Genomic DNA, 20,186 nt, shown 5'->3' on the forward strand with positions numbered 1-20,186 from the left:
GCGCTTTTAAACGCCGTAATACTCGCGATACCACGCCACAAACTTCGCAACACCCTCTGCCACGGGCGTTTGCGGGATGGTGCCGGTCAACTGTTCCAGCAGTCGCGCATCCGCCCAGCTCGCAGGCACATCGCCCGGCTGCATGTCCATAAAGTTCTTCTTGGCCTCCTGGCCCAGCGCCGCTTCAATGGCCTCAACAAACTTCATCAGCTGCACCGGCTGCCCATTGCCGATGTTCACCACACGCCACGGCGCCACCGGGCTCAGACTGTCGCCCTCGCGCGCACCTTCGCGACCCTCCGCCGCCTCTGGCGCGGCCACAATCAGGTTCACAATGCCGGTCACCAGATCATCGATGTAGGTAAAATCACGGCTCATATAGCCGTGGTTATAGATGTCGATCGCGCTTCCCTCCAAAATCGCCTTGGTGAATTTGAACAGCGCCATATCCGGCCGCCCCCAGGGGCCATAAACAGTGAAAAACCGGAACATCGTGGTCGGCAGGTGATAAAGATGCGCATAGGAATGCGCCATGACCTCGTTGGCCTTCTTGGTGGCCGCATAAAACGACATCTGACTGTCAGCCTTATGGGTCTCCGCATAAGGCATCTCGGTGTTGGCGCCATAGGCCGAACTGGTAGAGGCCAGCAACATGTGCTGCGGCGGATAGGCCCGCGCGGCCTCCAGCAACTCAAATGTGCCCACCAGATTGGCCTCCACATAAGAGCGAGGCGCATCAATCGAGTAGCGCACCCCTGCCTGTGCCGCGAGGTGGATCACCACATCCGGCTTGTGCGCAGCGAACAGCCCCATCAAGACACCGTCGCCCTCCAGCCGATCTTCCACAGCGGTGAACTGCCCGCTCTGCTTCAGGATTGCGTGACGCCGCTCTTTCAGGGTCACATCATAGTAGTCGGTCATCGCGTCCAACCCGACAACCTTCCAGCCCTCCTGCAACAACCGCTCTGCGGTGTGAAAACCAATGAACCCGGCGGTGCCTGTTACCAAGGCGGTGCGTTGTTGATCCTGCGTCATGATCTGCTCCGTTTCTGAGCGTGTTGTTTTGTCTGCAATCGTTTGGGCAACAGCGTTTCTGACAAAAGCCGCTGCACCGCAACCCGTTGAAATTCTTGCTTAAGCCGCGCGCCAAAACCGCCGATGCGAAACAGCGACTGGCGCCGCTCAGAGCGCCCAAACAGCCCGCCGCGCTGCATCCAGAACCCAGCCGGATCGAAGCGCACCGAATGGAATAACCCTGTGCGAGAGAAGATGAATACTGAAGGAAGCTTGCCGTCCTGCGCTGCTTGCCGGGCCTCGCGCAATATCGCGCGCCGCCGCCAATAGCGCCCAAAGATCACCACCTGTGGACCGACCTCAACCTCCAAAGGCGCAAAGCCCTCCGCCGCGCGTGTCAACTCCGGCGTTTGGCCCAGCGCCCGGCTCTGCCCCTCCGCGTAACCTTGCTGCAGACCGCGCATCAGCCGGCGCACATCGCCGGGCATGATGTGGCCTGCCACCATGTGGCGTAGCAACCGCCGCCGCTGCCCCTGGCAAAAGGCTTTCCACACCGCATCGCGCTGACCCTCCGGGCAATGCTTGCGCAAAAACACCGCCTTGCTGGCCCCAATTTCGCTCAGATCCCGCGGCACCCGCGCTCCTGTCCGCTGCCGGTTCTCCGCAAAGCCATGATGCACCTCGGCCCGTGGCACAATCGCGGTCTTGTGTCCCGCTGCCGCCAGCCGAAGATTTAGATCGGTTTCATCCAGATAGTAGTGAAACGCGGGATCAAACCCGCCAAGCTCCGCCAGCACCTCGCGCCGAAACGCCATATTGGTGCCTTCGGTCTTGATCGCCCGCTCCGCATTGGGGGTCAATACCACCGGATCATCACCATGGATCTCAAACGGCACCCCCGCGCCCGTGCCATCGACACTCTGCGCTTGCCACTGAAAGCTGATCCCATTTCGCCCGCGCACATATCCGCCCGCTGCCGCCACCTCTGGCTTGGCAAACGGCGCCGCCAAATGGTGCAGCCAGCCGGTTTCCGGGACCGCATCGTCATCGATAAACGCCACAACCTCGCCCGCCGCATGGGCAATCCCCCGGTTGCGCGCCGCCGAAATGTTGGGGGTTTCGTATTCCACCGTTTTGAGCTGATCGCCAAACGGCAAGTCTTTGGCCGCCGCCAATCCAGCAGCATCTGCGACCACCACAACCTCAAACGCGGGATAACGCAGCTGCGAGATGCCCACCAAGGCACGCTTAAGCGCCTCCGGCCGCCGCCAGCTCACCACCACCACGCTGATGGTTGGCTGTCCGGCGGGCAAGCTCATGCGGTGCCCATCTGCGCCATCATTGCCTCAATTCGCGGCACGTCTTCCGGGTTGTTCAGCTCCCAGAACTGCCGCCCACGCGCCGCGACTTCGACGCAAAGCACCTGCCGACCCTGCTCCATGAACCGCAGCTGCTCCAGCCCTTCCAACTGCTCCAGTGGTCCGGCGTCCCAACGCGGATACGCGCCCAGCGCAGAGGGCCGATAGGCATAGACCCCGACATGGTGAAACACCGGCGTTTCGTCCTCATCGGCAAAGGTGGCATCGGTGAACGGCACCACTTCCTTGGAGAAATAGAGCGCATGGCGGTCTTTGGAAAACACCGCCGTGGTGCCGCCCACACGCCCGGCCTTACGATCTTCCAAAAAGCCATTAAGCGCCCGCCCGTCACAGCGCAACACCGGCGTCGCAACCTCTGCCACCGGATCGTTGCGCAGCCCTTCTACCAGGTCTTCCACAAACCAAGCCGGTGTCAGCGGTGCATCACCCTGCAGGTTCACCACAATCTCATAACCGCCACCCAAAACGTCAAACGCCTCGGCGCAGCGTTCGGTGCCATTGGCGCAGTCTGGCGAGGTCATCACCACTTCTGCGCCAAAGGCTTCGCTTGCCACCTTGATGCGATCGTCATCCGTCGCCACAACCACGCGATCCACGCTCTTCACCGCACAGGCGGCTTCCCAACTGCGCCGGATCAGGCTTTTCACCTCCCCGCTTGCGCCTTTGAGTTCCGCCAGCGGTTTGCCGGGATAGCGTGTGGACGCGTACCGCGCCGGGATGACGATCAAGACGGACATCAGGCTTCTTTCAGCTCCACTTTAGGGGCGTAGGCAATGAAGAACGGGTTGGCAAAATCTTCTTTACCGTACTTCAGCGGCGTGTGGTCATCAAAGCGCACAACATCCCCGCCAGCGCCCAACAGCACCGCATGACCCGCAGCGGTGTCCCACTCCATAGTGCGACCAACGCGCGGATAGACATCCGCCTCACCCGTGGCCACCAGACAGAACTTCAGCGAGGACCCCGCGCTCTTCATGTCTTTGACATTGTATTTGTTGATGTAATCGTCGGTCGCCTGATCGCGGTGGGACTTGGACGCCACGACGTAAAGCGCCGCGTTGTCGCTGTCCGCCACATTGATCGCTTTGACCTCACCCACGGTCTCCGGGTCAAACGCGCCGGTCTCTTCCACCGCCTGACCGTCAGCTTGCGTGAAGAACATGCGGTTCTTGGCCGGTGCGTAAACCACACCACGCTGCGGCACGCCGTTTTCGACGTAGGCAATGTTCACGGTGAAATCGCCACGGCGATGAATGAACTCTTTGGTGCCATCCAGCGGATCAACGATCAAAAATGTATCGCCTTTCGCTGTGTGGCTCTCTGCCTGTTCCTCGGTCACCAGCATCACATCCGGAAATGCCGCCCGCAAACCGGCCGAAATCAGCGCATCTGCTGCCTCATCTGCCGCTGTCACTGGGCTGTCATCGCTTTTCACTTTCACATCAAAGTCATCCGCTTGATAAATTTTCATAATTTCGGCACCAGCCTCAATGGCCAGCTTGCGAATAACCGGGATCAAACTGTCGTAATTCAAAGGAGGTCTCCTAAAAGGCATTTGTTGTTTATTTCCATCGCGCCCCTTATGCTCTCTGCGTAACAGAACGGCAAGAAATCCCTGCCATATTAAGGGCGCTCCGCAACCGGCACAGGCAATGTTTCAGCAATCCGCACCCAAAACGACCTTCGCGTCGGCACTTAATATCGCCGAACTAATCTACCACGCCATTGTCCGAAGCGTGCGCAAAAGCCATGGCAACGCGCTTATGTCGATTGTCATGAATATGCTGCAAACCGTGATCTTCGTGATGGCGTTTTACGTAATGTTCTCGGTGCTCGGCCTGCGCGGCGCGGCCCTGCGCGGTGACTTCCTCATCTACATCATGTCCGGCGTTTTCCTGTTTATGACCCACACCAAAACCATGGGGTCAGTGGTCAATTCCGAGGGTCCCTCCTCGCCGATGATGAAACACGCGCCGATGAACACCATCATCGCGATCATGTCCGCCGCGCTTGGCACGCTTTATATTCAAGTGCTCTCTTTGGCTGCGATCCTGTTTGTCTACCACGTCGCCTTCACCCCGTTTGAGATCGATCAGCCCATTCCAACCTTTGGCATGTTGCTGCTGGCCTGGTTCACCGGCCTCGCCATCGGCACCGTTTTTCTGGCCCTCAAACCTTGGTTCCCGACCTTTGTCGGCATCGCCAACACCATCTACGCCCGCGCCAATATGATCGCCTCCGGCAAGATGTTTGTGGCCAACACCCTGCCGCCGTTCATGCTGGCGATGTTTGACTGGAACCCGCTGTTTCACTGTATCGACCAGGCACGCGGCTTTGCCTTTATCAACTATTTCCCGCGCAACTCCTCCATCGAGTATCCGATCATCGTTGGTATGGTGCTGTTGATGGTGGGCCTGATGGGCGAATTCTACACCCGCAAACACGCATCCTTGTCTTGGAGTGCCCGTCGCTGATGCGCTTTGTCCTTTTGTTTCTGTTGTGGCCTTTCGTTGCCTTAGCCGACCCATTCCCCGCGCTTTTCAACGTGACGGGCGTCGCCGCCAACGACACACTCAATGTCCGCGCCCAGCCCAATGGCAGTGCTGAAAAGCGCGGCACCCTTGCCCACGACGCAAAAAATATCGAGGTCACAGCCACCAACGACGCCGGCACATGGGGCCGCGTCAATTTGGGCGAAACCAGCGGTTGGGTTGCGATGCGCTACCTTGCGCGCCACGAAGACAATCCCGACTACGCATTGGCTCACGCGCTGACCTGCTTTGGCACAGAACCTTTCTGGTCTGCCGACATCACGCAGGGCCAAGGCGTCGCTATCAGAACGCCGGAAACCCAGATCGACATCCCTGGCGCGGGTCTGATTGTGCCCGCCAGTGGTCGCACAGACCTCTACGCCCTCGGCTTTGCTGACTCCTCCGCGCAAATACGCCGCGCCGAATGCAATGACGGCATGTCAGACCGCATGTTTGGTCTCCAGGTCGGCCTGTTCCTGCGCCATGATCAAAGCGCAACGCTCTACGCGGGCTGCTGCTCGATCGCTATGCACTAACAGCACAAACCTAAACCGGATCAGCAACCACCCGCAGCGTGATGTTGATCCGTCCGCCATCCGGCAACACAGACGAGCTCCCAAAGCGAATCCGGTCGACTCCGTGATAGGCCAGCCGCGCCGCGCCACCCATCACAACCACATCACCGGACTTTAGCCAGACCGATTGCGTCTTGCCGCCACGCTCGGTCCCGCCCATGCGAAACAACCCGTCGTCCCCCAGGCTCACGGATAACACTGGGTAGGAAAAATCGCCTTCGTCATTGTCCTGATGCAGCCCCATGCGCGCGCCTTCGCCGTAGAAATTGATCAGGCAACAATCTGGTTGCCGCGCCAAATTGGTTTTACTTTGCCACAGATCCAGAATGCGCTGCGGGATCGGCGGCCAAGCCATGCCATCGGGATGGCGCGCCTCATAGCGGTAGCCTCGTTTGTCGCTGATCCAGCCCAAACGCCCGGCGCTGGTCATTTTCACACTCATCTGCTTGCCCCAGCGAGTCACCGGATGCCGCATCGGCGCCACCTGCGCCACCGCGCGTAAATCCGAGACCATTGCAGCCTGCTCCTCAGGGGTCAGACAGTCTTTGAAAATCTCAAAACCGGCAATTTTTAAGGGTTCTGCCAAATTCTCCGCCCTCATATTTAAAATGCAGCATAATTTGTAGCGTTTGGGCCACAATCCCCCTTTCGAGATGCTTGCAGCAGTAATTCTTGCTCCCTATATACGCTGCGAAGCGCATTTCGGCTTACCCGCCGTGTGCTAAGTGGATCAGGCTTGGATGCCATAACGGGTCCGACCTGAAATATCGCCTTAAGTAGAAGGGATCAAAAATGAGCAAAGTGATTGGTATCGATCTCGGTACAACAAACTCCTGCGTAGCCATCATGGATGGTTCCCAGCCAAAAGTAATCGAAAACGCCGAAGGCGCGCGCACCACGCCGTCCATCGTCGCGTTCACCGATGACGAGCGCCTCGTTGGCCAGCCGGCCAAGCGTCAGGCCGTCACCAACCCGGAAAACACCGTATTTGGTGTGAAGCGCCTGATCGGCCGTCGTCAGGACGACGCGGCTCTGGCCAAAGACCTGAAGAACATGCCGTTCTCCGTGATCAACGGCGGCAACGGCGACGCGTGGGTCGAAGCCAAGGGTGAGAAATACTCCCCATCGCAGATCTCCGCCTTCATCCTCGGCAAGATGAAAGAAACCGCTGAGTCCTACCTCGGCGAAGACGTGACCCAGGCTGTGATCACCGTACCTGCCTACTTCAACGACGCCCAGCGTCAGGCCACCAAAGACGCCGGCAAAATCGCTGGCCTCGAAGTGCTGCGCATTATCAACGAGCCAACCGCAGCCGCGCTGGCCTACGGTCTGGACAAAGAAGACACCCAAACCATCGCGGTCTACGACCTCGGCGGCGGTACCTTCGACGTGACCATCCTGGAAATCGACGACGGCCTGTTTGAAGTGAAATCCACCAACGGCGACACCTTCCTTGGCGGTGAAGACTTCGACATGCGCATCGTGAACTACCTCGCGGATGAGTTCAAAAAAGAGCACAACGTCGACCTGACCAAAGACAAAATGGCGCTGCAGCGTCTGAAAGAAGCGGCAGAGAAAGCCAAGATCGAGCTGTCCTCCTCTTCCCAGACCGAGATCAACCAGCCGTTTATCTCCATGGACCCATCCTCCGGCACCCCGCTGCACATGGTCATCAAACTGACCCGTGCGAAGCTGGAAAGCCTGGTGAACGACCTGATCAAAGCGTCGCTGAAGCCTTGCGCCGCCGCGCTGAAAGATGCCGGCCTGTCCGCAAACGAGATCGACGAAGTGGTTCTCGTGGGTGGCATGACCCGCATGCCAAAAGTGATCGCGGAAGTGACCAAATTCTTCGGCAAGGAGCCACACAAAGGTGTGAACCCTGACGAAGTTGTGGCCATGGGCGCCGCCATTCAGGCCGGTGTTCTGCAGGGCGACGTGAAAGACGTTGTTCTTCTGGACGTGACCCCGCTGTCCCTGGGTATCGAAACCCTCGGTGGCGTGTTCACCCGTCTGATCGACCGCAACACCACCATCCCAACCAAAAAGTCTCAGGTGTTCTCCACCGCCGAAGACAACCAGAACGCCGTGACCATCCGCGTGTTCCAGGGTGAGCGCGAAATGGCAGCGGACAACAAGATCCTCGGCCAGTTCAACCTCGAAGACATCCCGCCTGCCCCACGCGGCATGCCTCAGATCGAAGTGACCTTCGACATCGACGCCAACGGCATCGTGTCTGTAGGTGCGGCTGACAAAGGCACCGGCAAAGAGCAGAAGATCACCATCCAAGCGTCCGGTGGTCTGTCTGACGAGGACATCGAAAAGATGGTGCAGGATGCCGAGGACAACGCCGAGGCAGACAAAGAGCGCCGCGAGCTGATCGAAGCCCGCAACCAGGCCGAAAGCCTCGTACACGACACCGAGAAACAGGTGGCCGAGCACGGCGACAAGGTGGACCCATCCACTGTTGAAGCCATCGAGCTGGCCGTGGCCGCGCTGAAAGACGAATTGGAAAAAGACGACGTCACAGCTGAGAAGCTGAAGTCCGGCATCCAGAACGTCATGGAAGTGGCAATGCGTCTGGGCGAAGCGATCTACAAGTCGGCTCAGGAAGAAGCCGGTGAAGAAGCGCCAGACATGGACGCAGGTCCTGCGGTTGACGATGACATCGTCGACGCCGACTTCGAAGATCTGGACGACAGCAAGCGCTAAGTCGCCCCCTCGGAACTGAAAAATCGGGCCGGTCCGCATCATCCGGATCGGCCCGTTTCAGTTCAGCCAAAGGAGTACCCCCCATGGCAAAACGTGACTTTTACGAGGTGCTTGGCGTCAGCAAAGGGGCCTCGGCAGACGAAATCAAAAAAGGCTATCGCAAGAAAGCCAAAGAGCTGCACCCGGACCGTAACGCGGACAATCCGGACGCCGAAGCGCAGTTCAAAGAGGCCAACGAGGCTTACGAAGTCCTCAAGGACGCCGAGAAAAAAGCGGCCTATGATCGCTTCGGCCACGCCGCCTTCGAAGGTGGCATGGGCGGCGGCGGTCAACGTGGCGGTCACCCGGGTGGTGACTTCTCTTCCGCCTTCTCTGACGTGTTTGACGACCTGTTTGGCGACTTTATGGGCGGCGGCGGCCAACGCGGCGGCGGGCGTCAACGCGCCTCCCGTGGCGCCGACCTGCGCTACAACCTGCGTGTGACGCTTGAGGAAGCCTTCTCCGGCCTGCAAAAGACCATCAACGTGCCAACCTCCGTCAGCTGCGACAGCTGCTCGGGCTCCGGTGCCGAAGGTGGGGCCGAGCCCGCCACCTGTCCGACCTGCTCCGGCATGGGCAAGGTGCGTGCGCAACAGGGTTTCTTCACCGTGGAACGCACCTGCCCGACCTGTTCGGGTCTGGGACAGATCATCAAGAACCCTTGTAAGTCTTGCGGCGGCCAAGGCCGTGTTGAAAAAGACCGCGCCCTGTCCGTGAACATCCCGGCAGGTGTGGAAACCGGCACCCGCATCCGTCTGGCAGGTGAAGGCGAAGCTGGCATGCGTGGCGGCCCTTCCGGCGACCTCTACATCTTCATCGAAGTCAGCCCGCACAAGATCTTTGAGCGGGACGGAGTGAACCTCTACTGCCGCGTGCCGGTCTCCATGTCCAGCGCCGCACTGGGTGGTGACATCGAAGTGCCCACCATCGACGGTGGCCGCTCGCGCGTGAAGATCCCGGCCGGGTCCCAGTCCGGCCGCCAGATGCGCTTGCGCTCCAAAGGCATGCCCGCCCTGCGCGGCGGCGGCCAAGGCGACATGATGATCGAACTGGCGGTGGAAACCCCGGTGAACCTCACCAGCCGCCAGAAAGAGCTTTTGCGTGAATTCGAAGAGCTGTCCGAGGAAAACAACCCGGAAAGCAGCAGCTTCTTCAGCTCCGTCAAAGGCTTTTGGGACAGCATGAAGGGCTAGACTGTTAGCCCCTCCGTCAAATCAAAAAGAGCGCCAAATTCTGGCGCTCTTTTTTGTAATGATGATCTCTGTCACGAAAATCTCTCTGTGACAGCCAGAACAACACGAGGCGTTACGCCCATTTGCCTTCTCCTGTCATACCAATAAAGTGTGGCGCGAACCTTAATCACAATCGAGCACGAAATTGTCCCCAAGCAGCGTTTTCTCTCACCTAGTTCTCTGCACTGTATCTTTCTTCTATTGCCTCACCCCCGCGGCAGCGGAACGCTCCAACTCAATGCCAATATATGAAAAGCTTGGAAGACAAATTACCGTTCTCCCTTTCGGGGCTCCGGGTGATTTCTCAAAGCATCTTCGAAAGCTTGACGCTGAAAGCTCAGCACTGTCGATCGTTGTGAGTCCAGAGAATCCCTGGACGGCAGATGTGTGGGTCTTCTTCTTAGAGAAACCCGCTCAGTTGCTGGATTTTCCGCCGTTCATTCAACACGTGTTCCTCAAGTCATTCTCGGGAGTGCCAGAGGTGACCGCCAGTTACTCCCAGTTCATCTTGAACAACAAAGACACCCACGGAGCCGCATTTCGGTACCTGTGGCATCCAAACACTGAACCGCGAGGTGTGGGATGCCTGGCAGCTGCTTCCGTCTACCATGATGTGACAGGGCTAATTGACGACGCCGAACTCAATGGGTTGGCGAGGGAATGCAGAGAAGAGCAGTAGGACGTCCTTGTGCAGCGGTTCGCACCTGGCAAAATGACCCAAGTCCAAAAGGGAGTCCTTGGGCCATTCAGCGGGACTTCAAAAACAGCCGCGAACCGGACGACTACTCAACAATCGGCGCCATGGTGAAGACCGCGCGGTGAATGTCACCTGGCTGCACGCCGGGCAACGTCTGTTGGAAGATTGTCTGCATGATGCCGCGCGCATACATACTGGACAGCAGCCGGTCGATCATCAGACGAAACTCTGTGTCGCCACGCGCCATTGCCAACCCGTGTTTCTCTACCGTCAGAAGGTTATTGCTTACTTTGATGTTTTCACGCTGCGGGCTGGTGATCCACAGCCCCGCCAAAATGGCCTGATCGCCAAAATAGGCATCAATCTCACCATTCTCCATCGCAGTCATTGCCGCGCCATGGTCGTTGAACCGCACCACCTCGGCAAAAGTCGCGGTGGAGGCCAATGTGTTGTTCAAGGCCGTCTCTGTTGTGCTGTCACGACGTACGCCAAGCTTTTTGCCCGCCAAATCAGCAAAGCTGTCGGACCCGTTGATCGGCAACATCACTGTGGTGCCATCGGCAAAGGTCGGAATAGAGAAATCGACAAGCTCACGTCGGCCCAAGGTGATGGTTGACGCACCACACAGCAGATCAATTTCTCCTACTGCCACTTTCTCAAATTGGTCCTGCATGCCCACAGGTATAAATTCGACGTCCAGGTTCGGAATCTGGATGGTGTTCAAGATGCCCTGCGCCAACTCCGCACAGACCATTGGCGTATATCCGGCCGGGCCACCTTCTTCTGTCTGAAACGACAGCGGCGCCGCATCCAAACGATAGCCCAATTTCAGCAATCCGGTCTCTTTGATCCGGTCAATGGTCTGCGCCTGCGCAGCACCGGCCAAAACCACACCGGCCAAAAGGGGCATCAAAAAACGTTTCATCATCTATCCTGCCAAACACTCATTTTTGTTGGCGTCACACTCTCAGGTTCCAGAGGCCACCACAACCGCGTTTCTGGTCGCAAAAGTTAACAAAACCCGCACCTCCGCAAAACAGTCGCGATACCGACGTAATACCGACGTCCCAAACCGGCCAATCTTAGGTGCTATTAACCTTTGATTTACCCTGTTTGGACATTCTTAAGACATGTCCAAGCCGCGTGACTTTGTGCAAAGGCCGCTCCCGCTTTTTGAAGCGGATGAAGCCCCTGTCGCGCCGCTACCGTCCGGCAAATTGCCCTCTTATGTGGCTGACCACCGCAAACGCCTCCGCACGCGTTTCCTGTCTGGCGGCGCGCAAGCTTTGCCGGATTACGAGCTGCTGGAACTCCTGCTCTTCCGCGCCATACCGCGCCAAGATGTAAAACCGCTTGCCCACAAACTCCTTGAAATATTTGGAGATTTTAATGGTGTGGTGAGCGCGCCGACAGCCCGACTGACTGAGATCAAAGGCGTCGGTGACGCGGTCATCTGTGAGCTCAAAGTGGTCGAAGCCGCCGCCCACCGCCTCGCCCGCGCCCGCGTCATGCATCGCCGTGTGCTGTCGGATTGGCAGGCGCTGCTGGACTATTGCCACACTACCATGGCGCATCGCGACACCGAACAATTTAGAGTTTTGTTTTTAGACACAAAAAACACGCTCATAGCCGACGAAGCTCAGGCCCGAGGCACCGTAAACCACGTCCCAGCCTACCCCCGAGAAGTGGCCAAACGCGCCCTGGAACTCAACGCCAGCGCCTTGATTCTGGTCCACAATCACCCGTCCGGTGATCCGACACCATCTGAGGCTGACATCACTATGACCCAGCAGATCAATCAGGCCTGTCAGGCACTCTGCCTGACCCTGCATGATCATATAATCATTGGGAAATCTCAGGAACTCAGCTTCCGCAGCGAAGGCCTTTTGTAGGTCACTTAACCCACACCTCGACCCGCCGATTCACCTGCCGCCCCCAGGCGCTGTCATCACAGGCCATCGGCATCGCCTCGCCAAAGGCATGCACCTGCAAATCAATCCGCTCCGGGTTTGCTGTTTCTGCTGCAGACAGAACAGCCTCCTTCACCACATTGGCGCGTTTCTCGGCAATCTGCAGGTTCCCCGTGGCCGGTCCCTCACCGTCAGAAAACCCAACAAAATAAAGACTTCTGGCGTCATACCTCCCCGCCTCAAGCGCCCGTGCCAGCTGCTGAACGTTAGATCGCGATTGCGCATCCAACTTGGTCGATCCGGTCTGAAATCTGAAGGATGTGGACAGCCTTTTCATACCCGACAGCGTGCCTACCATGCCCTGAATTGCGTCCAACGACACCTCTTTGCCCGCGGAGGCTATCGCATTGGCAAACCGATCCCCTTGATGGTTGATCGCGATCTCTTCCGCGGTCTGATCTACAAACCCCGCTCGCCTAATGACAATCTGCGCCGAAGGGCTCCGTGTATAACTCAGGAAATCCCGCGCCAGTTTTGGCAACCGTCGCGCTGGAAAATACAAGAACATCGGGGCGTTAAGCGGATAATCCTCTGTCTTGATCGTGCGCCGGGACGCTGCCAACGAGAACCCACACTGGCCGGTCAACGTCAGATGTTTGGTGTTTCCCGTCTCGGCATAAGACGCGATGCCAATCGCAAACGGATCCCGCTCCACCGCACTCACCATCGCAAGATTCCGGTCATGCCGCACCACTGCGTCTGCCAGTGACATCTTGGAAGGTTCCATCAACTGATCCTCCACCGCCTGCGCAAACCCCGATTGGGCTGTCAGAAGATGCAAGGTGATCGGAGCATCCGGTCCGCCAAGGTCATTCCAGTTGGAGATTTTCCCTGCAAAAACATGCGCTAACTGGTTGAGCGACAGGGATGACACAGGGTTCCCAACCGACACCACAGGGACCATCCCATCAAGCGACAGAACACGGCTGCGATTGGCATCCTCCATGTCCCCCAAACCGGCCTCATAGCCCAGTTGCGCCTCCCGTGGGCGAATTTCCCGCAGCGACATGGCGATGTCAGCCTCATCTGCCAATAGATCCGCAAACCCCTCATCCGCATTGCTGGCAAGGAAATCGAAGGTCGCCAAGCGTTGCTGCGTGTCTGGCTCGCTCAGGTGATAGGTGAACCGATGCACCGACTCGCTCTCACGGGTCACAACATAGCCCTCGTTGAGCGCAAAAGCCTCAAGCAACGCTGGCATCAACACCTCGGCCATGGTGGACGACCCGGAGATCGCGACTTCGGCTACATATTTGATAAGATTGGGGCATCCCGGCCCTTCACACCACACCCCGGAGCCGTCCACGGTCAGTTCACCATAGACAGTCTCCACGCGGTAGAACTCGCCATCAAAGCCCAACAAAGTGCCCGAAATCTCGACCTCGCCGTCGTGCGATTTCAACAACACGTCCTGCGCCAAGCTTGAGGATACCCCAACCAAAACGAAAAGTGCGGCGCAAACCGCCGCACGAAATTGCATCATGATGATGTCCTGACCGCCAGCTTAATTTTGCGCGATTGTCAGGTCTTCCACGAGGTTTTTCAACACCAGAAATTCACCAACCGCCGAGCAATCCGGCATTTGCAGTTCCAGGTCATGCTGGTCGTCCACCCGCCCCTGCAGCAGCGCGCGACTTTGTACTTTCAAGAGCTTACCGCAATTGGCCGCTGTCACTTCGGCCTCAACACTCACTTTGACATCACCAATCTGGCTCGAGATACCCGTTGGAAAGGTATAGACCTCGGCTTGGCCGGCAACGGACAGGTCCGAATTTCCCAAAGACACAAGGAAGCCACCTTCGCCGCCGGCTAACGCACCAACATCGCGCGGGTGCTCCCGCCAGACATGTCCAGCCTCCCCGTATGCGGCACCAAATTCCCTAGCGTGAAGCTCGGCGCCGCCTTGCCCCATCCAGGAAATGACCACGCGGTCATAAAAAGCCAGACTGTCCACAACTGTCGTAGCTTGCGCTGTATCGCCATTTGCAAAAGAAGCACTTACCTCCGCTGCCTCGTCCAGCGCCGGGATCAACACTTTCAATGCACCGTGTTGAGGTAACAGCATGTGGAACATCAGATTCTCATGCATAAACATGACCGTATCGCCCGCACGACAAGGCGCAGTCAAACGCACATCAATCAAGGCCCCCGCCGCCGGTTCAGCTGACATGTCCAGCGCACAACCCAACCGAGGCGGTCTTTCTTCCGTTGGCAAAATGCCAACCGGGATATCATCCGCGACAGCCAACAACACGGGTTCCTGCAACAGTTCCACTCCATGCCCGTAGTCACTCGGCATATTTGGTAGAGTAGCCGCACCCAATATTTGGGGCGCTACGAGGCTTTGCGGGAACGGGTTTACCGGCTCTGAAGTGAAGGACTCGCCTGTCTCATCATGCGCCAGCACAGCTGCTTCTGACGTCTGCATTGCAAAACCAATACACATCGCCATCGACACGGTGGCAAAGGACAACGCATACCGACGGTAAGCATGTTTCGGAATGGGCATGGTTGCTCCTGTTTTGGCTACTGCTCTTTCGGCAGATTCCCAAACAAAAAGGGCGCCCATAAGGCACCCTTTTGATCTTTGTCTGTCGGTTTATGGCGCAGATCAGGCCAGTCGACCGTGGCAATGTTTGAATTTTTTGCCTGATCCACAAGGACACGCTTCGTTCCGGCCAGGGTTGCCCCAAGTCGACGGATCATTCTCATCAAAGCCCGCCAGCGCTTCGCCAGTTGGTTCTGGGGCGGCCTGCGCCGGTGTGGAGCCGGCCTGAGCCTGCGCCATCAAAGCCTGCTGACGCATCACCATCTCCTGCTGCAGCTGCTGTTGCTCTTCCTCGGAAATAGGCCGCACACGTGACAGGGTTGTGGTCACATCTTCACGCAGGCTGTCGAGCATGCTTTCAAACAACTGGAACGCTTCGTTCTTGTACTCATTGAGCGGATCACGTTGGGCATACCCACGGAAACCAACAACAGAGCGCAGATGTTCAAGCGTCAAAAGGTGCTCACGCCACTTTGTATCAATGGTCTGAAGCAAGATTTGCTTCTCGATCATGCGCATGGCTTCTGGACCGAAGTTGGTGGCCTTTGCTGCCATCATTTCGTCTGCCGCATCTTCAAGACGCTCGCGGATGTTGTCATCATCCACACCTTCCTCAGCCGCCCATTCGATCACGGGCACGTCCACGCCAAGGTGCTCAATTGAAGACGCATAAAGCCCTTCTGTGTCCCACTGATCCGCGTAGGTTTTAGGTGGCAAATACTGCTCCACCATGTCGCCGATCACTTCGTGACGCATGTCCTGCACAATCTCGGACAGGTCGGCCACTTCCATGATTTCACGACGCTGAGAGAATACCACCTTCCGCTGATCGTTCATCACGTCGTCAAACTTCAGAAGCTGCTTACGAATGTCAAAGTTGCGGCCTTCCACTTTGGCCTGGGCGCGTTCCAGAGATTTGTTCACCCAAGGGTGCACAATCGCTTCGCCTTCTTTCATACCGAGAGAAGACAGAACCTTGTCCAGTCGGTCAGAGCCAAAGATACGCATCAAATCATCTTCCAAGCTCAGGAAGAAAGACGACCGACCGGGATCCCCCTGACGGCCTGAACGACCGCGCAGCTGGTTGTCGATCCGGCGGCTTTCATGGCGTTCGGTTGCCAGAACAAAAAGACCACCGGAGTCTTTGACCGCCTGCTCGTCGCCGGCATGCGCCGCTTCAATATCCGCACGGATTTTCTCGTGATCACCCTCTGGGTTGGCTGCGATGGCTTCAAGCACCTTAAACTCGACATTGCCGCCCAGTTTAATGTCGGTACCACGGCCCGCCATGTTGGTCGCGATGGTCACAGCGCCCAGTTTACCAGCGTCTGCAACAATCTGTGCTTCCCGCTCGTGCTGACGCGCGTTCAGAACGTTGTGCTTCACGCCCGCTTTCTCAAGCAAGCCAGACAGAAATTCGGACTTCTCAATCGATGTTGTACCAACAAGGATCGGCTGCCCCTTTTCATGGGCTTCCTTGATCGTCTCGACAATTGCATCAAACTTTTCACGTGCAGTGCGATACACTGCATCGTCTTCGTCCACACGCGCCACACCGCGGTTGGTTGGAACTTCGACCACGCCGAGGCCATAGATTTCCTGGAATTCTTCAGCTTCCGTGGCCGCGGTACCGGTCATGCCACCCAGTTTGTCATATAGACGGAAGTAGTTCTGGAAGGTCACCTGCGCCAGGGTCACGTTTTCAGGCTGAATATCGCAGCCTTCTTTGGCTTCAATCGCCTGATGCAGGCCTTCGGACAAACGACGGCCCGCCATCATGCGGCCGGTGAACTCGTCGATCAGCACAACCTGCGCGTCCCGGACAATGTAGTCCTTGTCCTTGGTGAACAGCTTGTGTGCCCGTAAACCCTGGTTCACGTGGTGGACGATGGTTGTGCTTTCCGGATCGTAAAGGCTTTGGCCTTCCGGCAGCAGCCCACGCGCATGCAGGTGCTGTTCAAGGAACTCGTTACCGTCATCCGTAAAGGTCACGTTCTTGGACTTCTCATCCACCGTGTAGTGATCATCCTGCAAATCCGGGATCAGTTTGTCGATCGCGATGTACATTTCCGTACGGTCCTGCGAGGGACCGGAAATGATCAATGGCGTCCGTGCTTCGTCGATCAAGATACTGTCGACTTCGTCCACAATCGCGAAATGGTGGTTGCGCTGGGACATGTCGGCGAGCTCGCCTTTCATGTTGTCACGCAGATAGTCGAAACCTAGCTCATTGTTGGTCGCGTAAGTCACGTCACAGGCATACGCTGCGCGTTTCTCGTCCTCTGGCTGCTGCGGGTACACAACGCCAGTGGTCATGCCCAAAGCGCCAAAAACGTTGCTCATCCATTCCGCGTCACGTTTTGCCAGATAATCGTTCACGGTCACGACGTGCACGCCCTTGCCGGTGAGCGCGTTCAGATAGGCTGGGAAGGTCGCCACAAGGGTTTTACCTTCACCCGTCTTCATTTCCGAGATGTTGCCCTGGTGCAGGAAGATGCCACCCATCAACTGCACATCAAAGGCCCGCAGACCCAAGGCACGTTTTGCGGCTTCACGACAGTTGGCAAAGGCTTCCGGCAGAAGCGCATCAAGGGATTCGCCACCTTTCGCACGCTCAGACAACTCTTTGGTTTTGTCTTTGATGCCGTCGTCTGTCAGCTTCTCAAATTCTGCTTCAAGCCCGTTGATCTTTTCTACGATCGGTCGCGTCGCCTTGACCTTGCGATCGTTTGGCGTGCCAAACACTTTTTTGGCGAGTTTTCCGAAACCGAGCATATAACTTGTCCTTCGTTGACGCTTTCGTGCGTGGCTAATTCTTGCTGTCCCGGCTCTGTGCTCCTAGAAACGGGGAAACAGCCTGTTTGCCTTGAACACAAAGCGATGTAAGGGGCGTCAGGAACAGTGTCAACGCCGCCAACCCGCGCGGCACAAGCCAAGGACAAAACGATGTCAAAACACCTCAATTTCTTGCGTGCCGGCGTGATTGCTTTCTGCGGTGCGCTGCCTGCCTTTGCCGAGGATGCGCCGTCGCTTGACACCGTTGTTGCCTCCGTAAACGGGGAAGTCATAACACTTGGGGAAATGATCTCGGTGCGCGCAGGTTTGCCTGAGCAGTATCAATCAATTCCAAGTGATGTCCTGTTCAACAGCATCCTGGATCAGCTTGTGCAGCAAACCGCGCTCGCCCAAAGCCTGGGCGAAGCCATTCCCCAACGGGTTGAGATTGCGTTGAACAACGAGCGCCGCACCCTGCTGGCGGCCGAAGCGCTGGAAGGTTTTGTGCTGCAGAACGAACTGAGCGAAGACGAGTTGCGCGCCGCCTACGACGACAAATACCAAGGCTTTGTCGGCGAAGACGAGTTCAACGCAAGCCACATTCTTGTTGCCACTGAAGAAGAGGCAAAGGCGATCCGCAAAGACCTGACCGACGGCGCTGACTTTGCCGAGACCGCGATGGCCAAATCCACCGGACCGTCTGGCGCCTCCGGCGGAAGCCTTGGCTGGTTCGGGATGGGGCAAATGGTCAAACCCTTTGAAGACTCTGTGATGGGCCTCGCTGTCGGCGAAATCTCTGCGCCTGTGCAAACCCAATTTGGCTGGCATCTGATTCTGTTGAACGACGCTCGCAAATCACTCGCTCCTTCTTTTGAGGACGCCCGAACCGAGCTCGAAAACGATGCCCAGCGTCGCGCGGTAGAGGCCTTCATCGCGACGACTGCTTCCGAGGCAGATGTAGACCGTACCGGTGCAGAGGCAATTGACCCAAACGTGTTGGCAAAAACCGATCTGTTGAACCAAAACCCGGTACAGGATCGGTAAATGGCCAAGATTGAACATGTGTCTCCTCTGGCGCCCGAGCGGTTCCCGGACCTTCCCATAATCAAAGGCGCATCCTTCGCTGCTGTTGAAGCGGGAGTGAAGTACAGCGGGCGCAAGGACGTCATGCTGGCTGTTTTGCAACCAGGGAGCGTGGTAGCCGGGGTCTTCACCAAATCTGCGACGCGGTCAGCTGCAGTGTTGGATTGCCAAGTCAAGATTGGTTCAGATGATCCTGCAGGGGCAGCCATTCTAGTAAACGCCGGCAACGCAAATGCTTTCACAGGCAGCAATGGGGAAAGCTCGGTCAGGGCTGTGACGCAGGCCGTCGCTGCGTGCACTGGGCTGCCGGAAAACCGGGTGTTCACGTCGTCGACCGGCGTGATTGGCGAACCACTGCCGCACGACCGGATCACCGCGAAGCTGGACGACTTACACAACGGTCTCTCGGACAACCGCATTGAGGACGTCGCCGAAGCCATTCGCACGACAGATACCTTTGCCAAAGGTGCATTCAAATCGGTCACAATCGGCGGCCAGACGGTCAATATCTCCGGCATCGCTAAAGGGTCCGGCATGATCGCGCCCGACATGGCGACAATGTTGGTTTACATCTTCACCGACGCCAAGATCAGCCGCGCGGAGCTTCAAACACTGGTGTCTGATCTCAACGAAATCACCTTCAATGCCATCACCGTGGACAGCGATACGTCTACGTCTGATACCCTGCTTGTGGCCGCCACAGGAGCGTCAGAAGTTGAAGTCTCCAGCGCTTCTGAGGGCTTCAAAACCGCGTTGCACGACGTGATGCGAGATCTAGCGCACCAAGTGGTTCGCGACGGAGAAGGCGCGACCAAGTTTGTCGAGGTAAAAGTGACCGGGGCGGCTTCCAAGTCGGACGCCCGCATCCATGCCTCTGCCATTGCAAATTCCCCACTCGTCAAAACCGCCATCGCTGGCGAAGATCCAAACTGGGGCCGCGTTGTGATGGCCATTGGTAAATCTGGCGCTGCGGCGGATCGGGATTTGCTGAGCATTCGGTTTGGCGATGTGCTCGTGGCTGAAAACGGCTGGGTGGCCCCTTCTTACAAAGAGGAAAACGGCGCCACGTATATGAAGCGACAAGAGATCGTCGTACATGTCGATCTAGGTTTAGGAGACGCTGAGGACACGATGTGGACCTGTGACCTGACCCATGGCTACATCACCATTAACGCAGATTACCGCTCATGAAGACCGTTCTTGTTGCTGCCGTTGCCTTGATCGACGTCGACGGTCGGATTTTGCTTGCGCAACGGCCAGAAGGGAAGTCCATGGCCGGGATGTGGGAGTTTCCAGGCGGGAAGATCGAAGCGGGCGAAACGCCTGAGGTCGCCCTGGTACGCGAGCTGAAAGAAGAGCTTGGTATCGACACCTGGGAAAGCTGTTTAGCGCCGTTGACCTTTGCGTCCCACAGCTACGATGATTTCCATTTGCTGATGCCACTCTTCGCCTGTCGCAAATGGAATGGCATTCCGTCGGCGCAGGAGGGGCAGACATTGGCTTGGGTCAGAGCGAAAGACCTGCGAAATTACGAGATGCCGCCCGCCGATATTCCGTTAATTCCAGTCCTCAGAGATTGGCTTTGAGGGCACAAACTGTGCAATTGGTCGACTTTTGAGCAACATTTTGTAGCA

The 20,186-nt window shown here is 57.4% G+C and carries 17 protein-coding genes; 8 read left to right on the forward strand and 9 right to left on the reverse strand.

Annotation, left to right across the window (positions count from 1 at the left end):
* Positions 1 to 6: 6 nt before the first annotated feature.
* The 4 genes from MK208_RS14920 to cysQ are packed head-to-tail and all read right to left on the reverse strand — an operon-like array spanning position 7 to position 3,927.
* The gene (locus MK208_RS14920; RefSeq protein WP_294117957.1) at positions 7 to 1,035 is read right to left on the reverse strand and encodes an NAD-dependent epimerase/dehydratase family protein; all 1,029 of its coding nucleotides are present in this window, start codon (positions 1,033 to 1,035) and stop codon (positions 7 to 9) included.
* A complete protein-coding gene (locus MK208_RS14925; RefSeq protein WP_294117959.1) occupies positions 1,032 to 2,333 on the reverse strand; it encodes a glycosyltransferase in 1,302 nt (433 codons plus the stop codon). Before MK208_RS14925 ends, MK208_RS14920 begins: the two co-directional genes overlap by 4 nt.
* Positions 2,330 to 3,130 (reverse strand): manno-octulosonate cytidylyltransferase, encoded by an 801-nt coding sequence (locus MK208_RS14930; protein ID WP_294117961.1) that lies wholly within the window; start codon positions 3,128 to 3,130, stop codon positions 2,330 to 2,332. The genes MK208_RS14925 and MK208_RS14930 overlap by 4 nt, the downstream gene beginning before the upstream one ends.
* Positions 3,130 to 3,927 (reverse strand): 3'(2'),5'-bisphosphate nucleotidase CysQ, encoded by a 798-nt coding sequence (gene cysQ, locus MK208_RS14935; protein ID WP_294117966.1) that lies wholly within the window; start codon positions 3,925 to 3,927, stop codon positions 3,130 to 3,132. Before cysQ ends, MK208_RS14930 begins: the two co-directional genes overlap by 1 nt.
* A gap of 118 nt (positions 3,928 to 4,045) precedes the next feature.
* On the opposite strand from cysQ, the gene MK208_RS14940 reads away from it, so the two are divergent.
* A complete protein-coding gene (locus MK208_RS14940; protein ID WP_294117969.1) occupies positions 4,046 to 4,867 on the forward strand; it encodes an ABC transporter permease in 822 nt (273 codons plus the stop codon).
* Positions 4,868 to 4,938: 71 nt separating this feature from the next.
* Positions 4,939 to 5,460, forward strand: a complete 522-nt coding sequence (locus tag MK208_RS14945) for an SH3 domain-containing protein (protein WP_294117972.1) — start codon at positions 4,939 to 4,941, stop codon at positions 5,458 to 5,460.
* Between the two features lie 10 nt (positions 5,461 to 5,470).
* Here the strand turns inward: MK208_RS14945 and MK208_RS14950 are convergent, their stop codons facing one another.
* Positions 5,471 to 6,085, reverse strand: a complete 615-nt coding sequence (locus MK208_RS14950; protein WP_294117975.1) for an alpha-ketoglutarate-dependent dioxygenase AlkB — start codon at positions 6,083 to 6,085, stop codon at positions 5,471 to 5,473.
* A 206-nt stretch (positions 6,086 to 6,291) separates the two neighbouring features.
* Between MK208_RS14950 and dnaK the strand changes: the two genes are divergently transcribed.
* Complete coding sequence (dnaK, locus tag MK208_RS14955) at positions 6,292 to 8,208, forward strand: molecular chaperone DnaK (RefSeq protein ID WP_294117977.1); 1,917 nt, start codon at positions 6,292 to 6,294, stop codon at positions 8,206 to 8,208.
* Between the two features lie 83 nt (positions 8,209 to 8,291).
* Positions 8,292 to 9,440: a molecular chaperone DnaJ gene (dnaJ, locus tag MK208_RS14960; protein WP_294117980.1), complete on the forward strand. Its 1,149-nt coding sequence runs from the start codon at positions 8,292 to 8,294 to the stop codon at positions 9,438 to 9,440.
* Between the two features lie 821 nt (positions 9,441 to 10,261).
* On the opposite strand, the gene MK208_RS14965 is transcribed toward dnaJ, so the two are convergent.
* Complete coding sequence (locus tag MK208_RS14965) at positions 10,262 to 11,104, reverse strand: amino acid ABC transporter substrate-binding protein (RefSeq protein ID WP_294117981.1); 843 nt, start codon at positions 11,102 to 11,104, stop codon at positions 10,262 to 10,264.
* 202 nt (positions 11,105 to 11,306) lie between these two features.
* Between MK208_RS14965 and radC the strand changes: the two genes are divergently transcribed.
* On the forward strand, positions 11,307 to 12,068 hold the full coding sequence (radC, locus tag MK208_RS14970; RefSeq protein ID WP_294117983.1) for a DNA repair protein RadC: 762 nt from the start codon (positions 11,307 to 11,309) through the stop codon (positions 12,066 to 12,068).
* A 1-nt stretch (position 12,069) separates the two neighbouring features.
* On the opposite strand, the gene MK208_RS14975 is transcribed toward radC, so the two are convergent.
* Genes MK208_RS14975 through secA form a run of 3 tightly spaced genes read right to left on the reverse strand, consistent with a single transcriptional unit; the run spans position 12,070 to position 17,469 of the window.
* Positions 12,070 to 13,629 (reverse strand): phosphate ABC transporter substrate-binding/OmpA family protein, encoded by a 1,560-nt coding sequence (locus MK208_RS14975; protein WP_294117987.1) that lies wholly within the window; start codon positions 13,627 to 13,629, stop codon positions 12,070 to 12,072.
* Positions 13,630 to 13,650: 21 nt separating this feature from the next.
* Positions 13,651 to 14,715: a translocase gene (locus MK208_RS14980; protein WP_294117989.1), complete on the reverse strand. Its 1,065-nt coding sequence runs from the start codon at positions 14,713 to 14,715 to the stop codon at positions 13,651 to 13,653.
* 42 nt (positions 14,716 to 14,757) lie between these two features.
* Positions 14,758 to 17,469, reverse strand: coding sequence for a preprotein translocase subunit SecA (gene secA, locus MK208_RS14985; protein WP_294117991.1), 2,712 nt, complete (start codon positions 17,467 to 17,469; stop codon positions 14,758 to 14,760).
* Positions 17,470 to 17,640: 171 nt separating this feature from the next.
* Here secA and MK208_RS14990 point away from each other — a divergent pair, with 171 nt between their 5' ends.
* Genes MK208_RS14990 through mutT form a run of 3 tightly spaced genes read left to right on the forward strand, consistent with a single transcriptional unit; the run spans position 17,641 to position 20,138 of the window.
* The gene (locus MK208_RS14990) at positions 17,641 to 18,513 is read left to right on the forward strand and encodes a peptidylprolyl isomerase (protein WP_294117993.1); all 873 of its coding nucleotides are present in this window, start codon (positions 17,641 to 17,643) and stop codon (positions 18,511 to 18,513) included.
* A complete protein-coding gene (argJ, locus tag MK208_RS14995) occupies positions 18,514 to 19,743 on the forward strand; it encodes a bifunctional glutamate N-acetyltransferase/amino-acid acetyltransferase ArgJ (RefSeq protein ID WP_294117995.1) in 1,230 nt (409 codons plus the stop codon).
* Positions 19,740 to 20,138 carry an 8-oxo-dGTP diphosphatase MutT gene (gene mutT / locus MK208_RS15000; RefSeq protein ID WP_294117997.1) on the forward strand — a complete coding sequence of 133 codons (399 nt, stop codon included), beginning with the start codon at positions 19,740 to 19,742 and terminating at the stop codon, positions 20,136 to 20,138. The genes argJ and mutT overlap by 4 nt, the downstream gene beginning before the upstream one ends.
* Positions 20,139 to 20,186 lie beyond the last annotated feature (48 nt).

This window comes from Shimia sp. (genome assembly GCF_022448905.1).
GTDB lineage: Bacteria > Pseudomonadota > Alphaproteobacteria > Rhodobacterales > Rhodobacteraceae > Shimia.